Origin of the sequence: Corallococcus sp. CA047B (assembly GCF_003612065.1) — a bacterium.
GTDB lineage: Bacteria > Myxococcota > Myxococcia > Myxococcales > Myxococcaceae > Corallococcus > Corallococcus praedator.
In genome coordinates, this window is sequence record NZ_RAWD01000318.1 from 1 (window position 1) to 10,873 (window position 10,873).

The window sequence follows — 10,873 nt, forward strand, 5'->3', positions numbered from 1 at the left end:
CCCGCCCAACCCCAGCCCTTGAAAGAGGCGGCGGATGCGAAGAAGAAGGGCGGTGTTGTCCTCGATATGCGGAGCGTGCAGGCGAAGCTGACCGAGACTGCGGCGGTTTCCAGCCTCCTGGGCAGTATCTTCGCGGAAGAGGAACCGGCTTCTCCGACTCCAGCGCCCCTTGTGGAGGGGGCAGGCCAGATCGCGGGATTGGATTCGGCTCACTCCGCGATGCTCCGGGCATTGGTGACCAGGGCCGAGTGGCTTCGCTCCGAGGTGGAGCAACTCGCAAGCGGACTGGGGCTGCTGACGGATGGCGCGCTGGACGTCATCAACGACGCGGCCTTCGAGGTATGCGGTGAGCCCGTCCTCGAAGGAGATGAGACTCTTCAACTTAACGACAAGGCAGCACAGGAGATGGTGGCATGACGGACGTGACGCAGGGACGCATCAGGCCGAAGGACCGGGACGCCATCGTCCAGTCGTTGCGAGCAGGCGTCGTTCCCAGGGTGGGCCAGCAGCACATCCAGGTCGGACGTGTCGAGGAGGTGAAGGCCCTGGTCCGTGACGTGGGGCGCATCGCGGAAGGCGGCAGCGCCATCCGCTTTGTTATCGGGGAGTATGGTTCGGGGAAGACCTTCTTCCTGAACCTCATCCGCTCCATCGCGCTGGAGAAGCGCTTGGTCACCGTGCACGCGGACCTCAATCCGGATCGGCGGATCCACGCAACGGATGGCAAGGCGCGCAACCTGTACGCCGAACTCATGCGCAACCTGGCCACCCGTGCCAAACCCGAAGGAGGCGCACTTCCCAGCGTCGTCGAGCGCTTCGTCTCCAGCGCCCTCACCGAGGCGCGCACCCGTGGCGCCCAGCCCGAGGCTGTCATTCGCGAGAAGCTCGCGGCCTTGTCGGAGTTGGTGGGTGGTTACGACTTCGCTGAAGTCATCGCGGCGTACTGGCGTGGCCACGACAGTGGCAATGAAACCCTGAAGGCCGACGCTGTTCGGTGGCTTCGGGGAGAGTTCTCCACGCGCACCGATGCGAAGCGGGCGCTGGGAGTTCGCTCCATCATTGATGACGCGGACGTCTACGACCAGTTGAAGTTGCTGGCGCGCTTCGTCCGCCTCGCGGGCTACGACGGGCTGCTCGTGTGTCTGGACGAACTCGTCAACCTCTACAAGATGGCCAACACCAAGGCCCGAACCTCCAACTACGAGCAGATCCTCCGCATCCTCAACGATTGCTTGCAGGGAAGTGCCGAGGGACTGGGTTTCCTCCTGGGAGGCACGCCTGAATTCCTCATGGATACGCGCAAGGGGCTCTACAGCTATGAGGCCCTGCAGTCGCGGCTGGCGCAGAACGCCTTCGCGGTAGGAGGACTCGTCGACTACACGTCCCCCGTGCTCCGATTGGCGAACCTCACGCCGGAGGACCTGTACGTGTTGCTCACCAAGCTGCGGCACGTCTATTCGGCGGGGGATGCCAGCGCGGGACTCATTCCGGATGCCGGACTCCAGGGCTTCATGAGCCATTGTTCGGAGCGGATTGGTGAGGCGTACTTTCGTACGCCTCGCAGCACGGTGACGGCCTTCATCAACCTCCTGGCCGTGCTCGAACAGAATCCCACCGCTGACTGGAAGGAGTTGTTGGGGGGGATTTCTCTCGCTGTGGAGACAAATCCAGACCTCGCTCCGTTGACGGAGTCCGACCCGGAGACTCAGCCCGTTTCCAAGGTCAAGTCCTCCAGCGCTCAGGCGGAAGCCGGGGACGATGAGCTCGCCTCCTTCAAGCTCTGACGGGGGCGCCGCCTCGTCCTCCTTCGCCTTGCTGCACCCCAGGGTGCAGCGATGGGTCTGGGCCCAGGGCTGGAAGGAGCTGCGCGATATCCAGGAGACCGCCATTTCGCCCATTCAGGGTGGAACGCGCGACGTCATCCTCTCGGCATCAACGGCGAGCGGGAAGACCGAGGCGGCCTTCCTGCCGATCTGCAGCCGGCTCGCGGAAGGAGCCGGTGGGAGTGTGCGGGCCATCTACATAGGGCCGCTCAAGGCGCTCATCAACGACCAGTTCGAACGCTTGGAAGGGCTTTGCGAAGGTTTGGGCATCCCCGTGCACCGGTGGCATGGCGACGTGTCTCAAGGGCACAAAACCCGGCTGCTCAAATTCCCCAGCGGCATCCTCCTCATTACCCCTGAGTCGTTGGAAGCGCTCTTCATCCGGCAGGGGCCCGCCTTGAAGGGACTTCTGTCGGCGCTGGAGCACGTTGTCGTCGACGAACTCCACGCCTTCATCGGGACGGAGCGGGGGTGTCAGCTCCAGTCGCTTCTGCATCGCTTGGAATTGCTCCTTCGCCGGAAGGTGCCCCGCGTAGGGCTCAGTGCCACGCTGGGGGACATGTCCATGGCGGCGGACTTTCTTCGTCCCGGCGCGGGAGGCGAGGTGCTCCTCCTCACATCGCCCTCTGGCGGAGGCGAGCTTCGACTGCAACTGCGGGGGTACCGGACGCAGGAGCCAGATGCCCAGCGTCTTGTCGGTGCTGCCAGTTCCGTGGACTCCGCGCTGGCTGAAGATGAACAAACCGCGGATGTCCATGCCATCGGGGCGCACCTTTTCCAGACGCTCCGAGGCACGCACAACCTGGTCTTCGCCAACAGTCGAAAGAATGTCGAACTCTATGCGGACCTGTTGCGCCAGTTGTGCGAGCAGGAGCAGTTGCCCAACGAGTTCTTTCCCCATCATGGAAACCTCTCCAAGGAGCTTCGAGAGGAGGCCGAGGCAGCCCTTAAGGCTCGGCAGCGTCCGGTCAGCCTCGTGTGCACCACGACGCTGGAAATGGGGATCGACGTGGGTTCGGTACAAAGCGTCGCCCAGGTCGGCGTCGCGCCTTCGGTGGCGAGCCTTCGCCAACGGTTGGGCCGCAGTGGCCGAAAAGGTGGACCGGCGACACTTCGTGTCTATCACCAGGAAGCGGAGTTGACGGACATCAGCCCGCTTCCTGATCAGCTTCGGGTGCGCCTGCTGCAGTCGGTGGCGATGTTGGAGTTGTTGCTCGTCGGTTGGTGCGAGCCGCCGTCCGCGACGGCCTTCCATTTCTCCACGCTGGTCCAACAGGTGTTGTCCCTCATCGCCCAGTACGGGGGCGTCAAGGCTTCCGAGGTCTATTCGGCGCTGTGCCCGCAGGGGCCTTTCTCCCGGGTGTCACCCGAGGATTTTGTTCGATTCCTGAGAGGGCTGGGGCAAGGAGAACTCCTGGTTCAATCCACTGACGGGACCTTGCTGCTGGGGCGTGTGGGGGAACGAATCGTCAATCACTACAGTTTCTACGCGGCCTTTGCGTCGACCGAGGAGTTCCGGCTCGTGAGCGCGGAGCGCACGCTGGGAACGATGCCCATTGATCAGCCGCTCTTTGTGGGGATGTTCCTCATTTTCGGTGGGAAGCGCTGGCGGGTGCTCGCTGTCCATCTGGAGGACAAAGTCGTGGAGCTTGAGCCCGCACCCGGTGGTCGCGTACCCCAGTTCGAACCCGGGTCCATCGGGGGCGTCCATGACAGGGTCCGAGAGCAGATGCGTACGCTCTATTCCTCCGGTCTTGTTCCGCGCTACCTGGATGCTCGTGCGCAGGATCTACTGCAAGAGGGCCGGGACACTTTCAAGCGATGGGGCCTGGCCGAGCGAGACATCGTCACCGCAGGGGGAGGCGTCCATCTCTTCCCTTGGGTGGGAGATGCCGTCCTGCATACTTTGGAACTCCAGTTTCAGGCGCGTGACATGCCGGCGGAGGTGCTGGGGCCGGTGCTTCAGGTGACGGGGACGCAGGGAGAAGTCGAAACAGCCCTGCGTTCGTTCGTGGCCGCCGGCCCCGCGAGGGCGGAATCCCTCACCGCCCAAGTCGTGAACATGGCCATCGAGAAGCACGATGCCTTTGTCGACGACACACTGCTGGCCCGTGACTATGCGGCGCGATACCTCGATGTTCAGGGAGCCTGGAAAGCCTCGCAGCGCCTTCTCCGGACGGGAGGCGGAAATGCTGTTTCCCTTCCACCAGGATAGGCTTGGGGCATGGCGACACTCATCCCAACCCTGAGCCAGTGCCTCGGCCGGATGCAGGCGGGTGAGAAGCGATTCGCCCGCCGGCTGGAGGAGAAGCTCGAGGAGGACTACCTCCTCTGGTACGACGTGCCCATCGGCGGAACGGGGCACCACCCTGACTTCCTTGTCGTGCATCCTCGCCGGGGGCTCCTGGTCCTTGAGGTGAAGGACTGGAAGCGCGACACGCTGCAAAGCATCGACAAGACGCGCGCCGTCCTCCTGACGGAGACGGGTCTCAAGGAGGTGGGCAACCCCTTCGAACAGTCGCGCACCTATGCCCAGGAGATCGCGACGCGGCTCCAGCGCGACCCGATGCTCGTCTGTCCTGACGGTCCCTATCGGGGCCGGCTGGTGCTGCCCTGGAGTCACGGGGTTGTCCTCTCGAACATCACCCGCAAGCAGTTCGACGAGGGGAACCTGGGCGAGGTGCTGCCCCCTCACCGGGTCATCTGCCGGGATGAGATGACGGAGGAAGTCACCTCCGAAGCCTTCCAGCAGCGGCTCTGGGCCATGTTCCCGTGGGTTCCGGAACGGCCTGTGTCCCTGCCGCAGTTGGATCGGATCCGGTGGCACATCTTCCCGGAGCTGCGCATTGGCAGTGCTCCGTTGGACCGTTCCGCGCCGGTCCAGGTGGAAATGGAGCTGTCCGTGCCGGACCTCATCCGCATCATGGACCTCCAGCAGGAGCAACTGGCGCGCAGCCTGGGCGAAGGGCACCGCGTCATCCATGGGGTCGCGGGTTCCGGAAAAACGATGATCCTGGGCTACCGCTGCTTGCAACTGGCCAGGACGCTCCACCGCCCCGTGCTTGTCCTCTGTTTCGGCAAGCCGCTCTATGGCTGGCTGGAGCAGATGCTGCGGGCCCGCGGACTCTCGGAGCAGGTGGTCATCCAGACGTTCCACTCCTGGTGTCATGCCCAGCTCCGCCATTTTCACGCCGGACTCCCACCGCAAGGACTGCCGCCCGGGGAATACGCCGAGCAACTCGTTCAACGGGTCATCGCCGCCGTGGATCGCGGCCTGATTCCCCGGGCGCAGTACGGCGCGGTGCTCATCGACGAAGGGCACGACTTCCAGCCGGAGTGGTTCAAGCTCGTCTCGCAGATGGTGGACCCCTCCACCAATGCGCTCCTGCTGCTCTATGACGATGCCCAGGCCATCTACCCGCACAAGCGCTTCAGCTTCCGAAGCGTCGGCATCCAGGCCCAGGGGCGCACCACCATCCTGCGGCTGAACTATCGCAACACCGCGGACATCCTCCAGTTCGCCGCGACCTTCGCGCAGGAAGTGCTGACTCCCAGCGATGCGGATGATGATGGGGTTCCGCTCGTCCAGCCCCAGTCGGCGGGACGGCGCGGACCCACTCCCCAGATCATCTCCCTGCCCAACCTGCACGAGGAGCTGCGCTACATCGCGGGACGCTTCCAGCAGTTGCATTCGGAGGGCCGGGTCTGGAACGAGATGGCCCTGCTCTATCGCAGCGCTGACATCGGCCGGGCCGCCATCCAGCACCTGACCCGGATGGGCATTCCCTTTCAATGGGTGGGCAAGGGGGCTGGTCAATCCACGTTCAGTCCGGGGGAGGCCAGCGTGAAGGTGCTGACCTTCCACTCCAGCAAGGGACTCGAGTTCCCGGTCGTCGCCATTCCCCGCCTCAAGCGCCCTTCGCCGGAACGGCCCGATGCCAAGGAGGAAGCTCGCCTGCTCTACGTAGCGATGACCCGCGCCATGGACCAGCTCGTCCTCACCGCGAGCTGAAGTCCGTCCGTTCCCGGATTCGGGGCTACACTCTGGCCCCGTGCGCTACGAGCTTCACGACAGCCGCGTTCTCACCTGGGCCCTGGAGATGCACGTCACCACGCACCGTAACCTGCGCTTTGTGCAGTGCTGCCCGCTGTCGCGGCGCGCTTCCTCTGCGGCCTGAGCAGCCCCGCGCTGTCCAAGGCGAAGCTCAACGGGAACAAGCTCTTCGGCACCCTGACCGAGTGGCCGTTCGCCCAGGTGCTGGCTTTCTGTGAGGCCGGACGCCGATAGGCCCGGGCTCAGGCTGCCTGCTGCGAGCTTGCGCGGTGCTCCTGCATGGTCCTGCTTCGCCCCAGGTAGTGCGCGAAGGCACCCAGCAGCGCGTCCGGGTCCTTCAGCTTGCTCAAGCAGATGGAGCGCTTCTGCTTGGACCGCCCGGCCCCCACGACCTGCAGGTCCAGGTACTTCTTGAACATGCGGTCCTCCTTGCTCGCGTGCGTCACCTGTTCAAGCAGCACGGGCTCCTCCCACTCCGTGTAGCTGACCTGCGCGAAGTCCAGCCGGACTTCCAGCCCGGCCTCCTTGCCCTCGAAGGTCAGCGGCGGGAAGTGCCGCTCCACGTGCTGCCGCTCCGCCTCGTTGGAGGGCACGTAGCGGTACGCGAGCACCAGGTCGTGCGCCTGGGAGAAGCGCGCTTCGTAGGCGCCCCACAGCCGCGCCTCGATGGCCTCCGCCTCCTGCATCGTGCTCACCCAGGAGAACGTCACGGGCTCTAGCAACACCTGCGCCATGTCGGACGGCGTGAGCCGCGCATTCACGTTCTCCAGCCGCGCGGAGAGCGGCGGGTGGGAGTCGAACGGATGGGGTGTCACGGTCCCGTGCAGGTCGCCATGCACGGCCTCTGACTGCGCGTAGTCCGCGAAGCCGAGGGCGACCCGCTGGGCGATGGCCACGGACTGCTGCTGCTCATCGCGGGAGAAGAGCTCCGCCTCCACGCGCGCACGAAAGCCCGCGTACGCGCCCACCTTCACCAGCGAGCGGGCGATGTCCCGACCCGAGGTGAGGCCCGCCGCGAGGCGATCCGCGGCGAGCTCGCTCGCGCGCCGGCTGCGCCCCAGCGACAGCTCGAAGAGCCCGCGATAGGCCACCATGAAGTGGTAGATGGGCCGCGTCAGCCCGCCGTCATGCAGCGTCTGGAGGTAGTGGCCGAAGTGCGCGAGCATCGGCGCCAGCCGCTTGCCGTGGCCCGTGTCCCCGCCCAGCAGGTGCCCCATCTCGTGCGCGAGCACCGCGTCGGCCTCGGACTGCTCCAGCAGGCGCAGCAGGGACAGGCTCACATAGAGCGTCCGACCGGAGAGGGTCCGGTCCCCGACGCGCACGTCGCTCTCGGTGACGAAGAAGTTGGCGTCGATGCCCGCGAGGATGTGGTCGGGCGGAGGCGTCTGGAGTCGCGCGCACAGCCGGCGCACGTGCGCCCAGAGCTCCGGTGCCTTCGACTCGTCGAGCACCTCCGCCTCCACCTCGAAGTCCATGGGCGGACGGCGGAAGATGCCGACCACCACGAGGAAGATGCCCATCGCGGCCAGCACCCCCATCACGCCGATGAGCTTGGGGGAGTAGCGATTGAACCAGAGCGCGGTCACCCAGTAGGACAACCACACGACCAGTCCGCCCTGGCCTATCGCCTGGAGTGCCCCGGTGACGCGGAGCACGTTCCAGCCCACGACGAAGCTGACGTACTGGAACGGCCGCGAGACGAACGCGGCCAGGCCACACAACAGGACCAGCACGGTGGTGGCGAGCCCCAGCACCAGCAGGCCCAGCGCCAGGCTGTGCATCCATCCGAACTGCCGCGCGTCCGAGCACACCTCCCGGAGGTTGTTCCGGAAGTTCGTCAGCCCCTCGTCCGTGCCGAGGCAGACCTCCGAGGCCGGATTCGCGCGGAAGAAGGCAAGCGTCGACTCTCGCTCCTGCTCGTCGAGTCCGGTGTCCTGGGCAATCTGCTGCTCGATGGACGCAAGCACCTTCCCGTCGAGACTGGACGTGGCGTGGCCGGTGAACCACAGGCCGAAGAGCGGAAGGGCAAAGAGCCAGAGGGCGGGCAGCACGTAGCTGCGAAGGAAGCCAGGGGCGGTTTTCGTGGGTCGCATGGGAGTCGGAGCCCACGATTCTACGCACGGCTGGCCCCCCACCCGCCATCCCTGCGCCGAACCGGGCCCGGGCGCTAGGATGCGCCCCGTGCGCTACGAGCTTCACGACAGCCGCGTCCTCACCTGGTCCCTGGAGGCGCACGTCACCACGCACTGCAACCTGCGCTGCGTGCAGTGCTGTCCGCTGTCGCCGCACCTGCCCGCGTGGGCCGTGGCTCCGGAGTCACTGGGTGAGGACCTGCGCAAGCTCGCGCGCGTGCTCAAGCCCAACGTCTTCAAGCTCACCGGCGGCGAGCCCTTCCTCCACCCGGACCTGCCCGCCGTGCTCGACGTGGTGCGCGCCTCCGGCATCTCCGAACAGGTGTCCGTCACCACCAACGGCTTCCTCGCCCAGAGCGCCCCCGACGCCGTCTATGAGCGGCTCGACCGGATGACCCTGTCCGTCTACACCTCCGCGCCCCTGCCCGAGCGCTCCATCGCGCGCATCACCGAGCGCTGCGAGCGCCACGGGGTCCACCTCACCGTGAAGACCATCGACGCCTTCCAGCGCATCACCCCGGACGCGCCGCTCGACTCCGACACCGACGTCCAGGACGTCTTCGCGAAGTGCTGGCTCAAGCACCGCTGCCACCTCGTCTACCGGGGCCGCTTCTTCACCTGCACCCGCCCGCCCCACGTCGCCACCGTGTTCGCCGCGCAGCACCCGCACCTGCCCGCGCTCGCGGAGGCGGATGGCCTCCTGCTCGACAGTCCGGACCTGCTCTCGGGCCTCCTCACCTACCTGGAGCGCGACACGCCCCTGGCCACCTGCCGGCACTGCCTGGGCTCCAGCGGCCCATGGGAACCCCACGCGCAGCTTCCCCGCCCCCGCGCGCAGCCGTGAGTCAGGACGGCGCCGGCACCACTCCGGGCAACTCCGCTCGCAGCGGCAGGTCCACGGTGAAGAGGGCGCCCTGCCCCAGCTGACTCTCCACCCGCACCGTGCCGCCCATGGCTTCCACCAGCGTGCGCGTGATGTAGAGCCCCAGCCCCAGGCCCCCGTAGTGCCGCTCGCTCACCGCGCGCTCGAAGCGCCCGAAGAGCCGGGGCAGTGACTCCGCCGCGATGCCGATGCCCTGGTCCCGCACCGTCAGCGTCGCGCGCCCGTCCTTCGCCTCCACGCGGATGTCGATGGGGCGCCCCTGGCCGTACTTGATGGCGTTGTCGACCAGGTTCACCACCACCTGCTCCAGCCGCGGCCGGTCCCACCACCCCGTCGTCACGGTGTCCACGCCCTCCAGCCGCAGCGGGGAGCCCGTGCGCGCCGCGGGGCCCTCGTAGGCGGCCACCACGTCACGCACCAACTCCGCCAGGTCCACCTGCGCGGGCTCCAGCGACATGTGACCGGAGGCGATGCGCGACACGTCCAGCAGGTCGTTCACCAGCTCCGCCAGCTTCTTCAACTGCCGCGAGCCCACCTCCAGGTAGTTCTCCACCATCGCGCGCGACACCGGGCCCGGCGTGCGGTCCATCTCCCGCCGCAGTGACTGGAGCTTGAGATTGAGCGGCGTGAGCGGCGTCTTCAACTCGTGGCTCGCGATGGACAGGAACTCGTCGCGCAGGCGCACGGCTTCGCGCGCCTCGCGGTACAACCGCGCGTTCTCCATGGACAGCGCGGCGCGGTTGGCCATCTCCTGGAGGATGGGCAGGTCCGCCTTCAGGTAGCTCCGGCCGGACGCGTGGCTGGTGGCGAAGCTGATGATGCCCAGCGTGCGCTCGCGGGCCACCAGGGGCACCATCGCCAGGGAGCGCAGCTTCATGGCCTGGAGCAGCTCCATCCGCTGTGGCTCATCGGTCAGCTGCTTGAGGTCCACATCGGTGACGTCCTCCACGAAGAAGGGCTGGCCCTTGAGCAGCAGGGTCCCGGCGCCCATCGATGGGTAGCATTGCCCCTCGGGAACGGGCGTCCGCAGCTGCTCCGCGTGCGCTTGCGACTCCGTCCTCGCGTGCGCCACCTCCATCCGCATGAAGGTGCCGTCCTCCATCGCCATGTCGACGATGCACCAGTCCGCCAGGGTGGGGACGACGAGGCGCACCACGTTGTGCAGCGTGGCCTCGTAGTCCAGCGACGTGGCGAGAAAGGAGCTGGCCCCCGCGAGCAGCCGCAGGTGCTCCTCGTTGTGCGACAGCTCACGCGCCAGTTGCTCCGCGCGCGCCCGCGCCCGCACGTGGCCCGTCACGTCGAAGCCGAAGCCGGCGATGCCGTCCACCTTCCCCTGGGTGTCATGCGTGGGCGTGTACGTGATGTCGAAGAAGTACTCGCGCACGGAGCCGTCCGGCTGCTTCAGGTGGAGCGGCATCTCCTTGCCCTGGAAGGGTTCGCCCGTCGCATAGATGCGGTCCAGCAGCCGGGAGATGCGCTCGGCCTCCTCCTTCGGGCCCACCTCCCGCGCCGGCTTGCCCATCAGGTCCGGGTTGCCCAGCATCGCGGAGTTGAGCGGGTTGGACAGCTCGAAGACATGGTCGGGCCCGCGGAAGATGACCAGGTGCGCGGGCGCGTGCATGAACAGCTCGCGCAGGCGCGTGCGCTCGTACTCGGCGGCGGCGCGGGCCGCGCGCTCGCTCTCCAGCAGGCTGGCGCGCTCCATGTTGGCCCGGCGCAGGCGCGCGTTGAGCAGCGTCACGAACAGGGACAGCGCGAGGAAGAGGCCCAGCGCGATGAGGCTGCCGGTCCGCACCTTCCAGGTGTGGATGGGCGTCAGGAAGTAGTAGTCCACGGTGACCAGCGACAACCCCGTGGCCACCAGCCCCGGTCCCCACCCTCCGCGCCAGCCGGAGAACATCACCGCGGCGAAGAAGGCGAGGAAGGGCATCCCCACCGTGATCGTCGACAGCAGCTCCTGGGCCACGAAGGCCAGCACCAC

Annotated in this window: 8 protein-coding genes; 6 read left to right on the top strand and 2 right to left on the bottom strand. The window is 66.8% G+C overall.

Annotated elements, in window-relative coordinates:
- From D7X74_RS33760 to D7X74_RS43245, 5 genes are all read left to right on the top strand, one after another.
- Window positions 1-417, top strand: a 417-nt coding sequence (locus D7X74_RS33760) for a tellurite resistance TerB C-terminal domain-containing protein (RefSeq protein WP_199741958.1), incomplete at its 5' end; no start/stop codon positions are given.
- Window positions 414-1,784, top strand: coding sequence for an ATP-binding protein (locus D7X74_RS33765; protein WP_120537120.1), 1,371 nt, complete (start codon window positions 414-416; stop codon window positions 1,782-1,784). The genes D7X74_RS33760 and D7X74_RS33765, both read left to right, overlap by 4 nt.
- Window positions 1,759-4,038 (top strand): DEAD/DEAH box helicase, encoded by a 2,280-nt coding sequence (locus D7X74_RS33770; protein ID WP_120537121.1) that lies wholly within the window; start codon window positions 1,759-1,761, stop codon window positions 4,036-4,038. The genes D7X74_RS33765 and D7X74_RS33770 overlap by 26 nt, the downstream gene beginning before the upstream one ends.
- A gap of 9 nt (window positions 4,039-4,047) precedes the next feature.
- The gene (locus tag D7X74_RS33775) at window positions 4,048-5,835 is read left to right on the top strand and encodes a DEAD/DEAH box helicase (RefSeq protein WP_199741959.1); all 1,788 of its coding nucleotides are present in this window, start codon (window positions 4,048-4,050) and stop codon (window positions 5,833-5,835) included.
- A gap of 126 nt (window positions 5,836-5,961) precedes the next feature.
- Window positions 5,962-6,111, top strand: a complete 150-nt coding sequence (locus D7X74_RS43245; RefSeq protein ID WP_158622336.1) for a hypothetical protein — start codon at window positions 5,962-5,964, stop codon at window positions 6,109-6,111.
- Between the two features lie 8 nt (window positions 6,112-6,119).
- Here the strand turns inward: D7X74_RS43245 and D7X74_RS33785 are convergent, their stop codons facing one another.
- Window positions 6,120-7,970 carry a M48 family metallopeptidase gene (locus D7X74_RS33785; protein WP_120537123.1) on the bottom strand — a complete coding sequence of 617 codons (1,851 nt, stop codon included), beginning with the start codon at window positions 7,968-7,970 and terminating at the stop codon, window positions 6,120-6,122.
- Between the two features lie 79 nt (window positions 7,971-8,049).
- On the opposite strand from D7X74_RS33785, the gene D7X74_RS33790 reads away from it, so the two are divergent.
- Window positions 8,050-8,853, top strand: a complete 804-nt coding sequence (locus D7X74_RS33790; protein ID WP_233602375.1) for a radical SAM protein — start codon at window positions 8,050-8,052, stop codon at window positions 8,851-8,853.
- Between the two features lies 1 nt (window position 8,854).
- On the opposite strand, the gene D7X74_RS33795 is transcribed toward D7X74_RS33790, so the two are convergent.
- On the bottom strand, window positions 8,855-10,873 hold a 2,019-nt coding region (locus D7X74_RS33795), incomplete at its 5' end, for an ATP-binding protein (protein WP_120537125.1).

Excerpts from the sequence above, each read along its gene's own strand:
- D7X74_RS33765 (WP_120537120.1), top strand. The coding sequence starts at position 414 with ATGACGGACGTGACGCAGGGACGCATCAGGCCGAAGGACCGGGACGCC.
- D7X74_RS33770 (WP_120537121.1), top strand. The coding sequence starts at position 1,759 with ATGAGCTCGCCTCCTTCAAGCTCTGACGGGGGCGCCGCCTCGTCCTCC.
- D7X74_RS33775 (WP_199741959.1), top strand. The coding sequence starts at position 4,048 with ATGGCGACACTCATCCCAACCCTGAGCCAGTGCCTCGGCCGGATGCAG.
- D7X74_RS33785 (WP_120537123.1), bottom strand. The coding sequence starts at position 7,970 with ATGCGACCCACGAAAACCGCCCCTGGCTTCCTTCGCAGCTACGTGCTG.
- D7X74_RS33790 (WP_233602375.1), top strand. The coding sequence starts at position 8,050 with ATGCGCCCCGTGCGCTACGAGCTTCACGACAGCCGCGTCCTCACCTGG.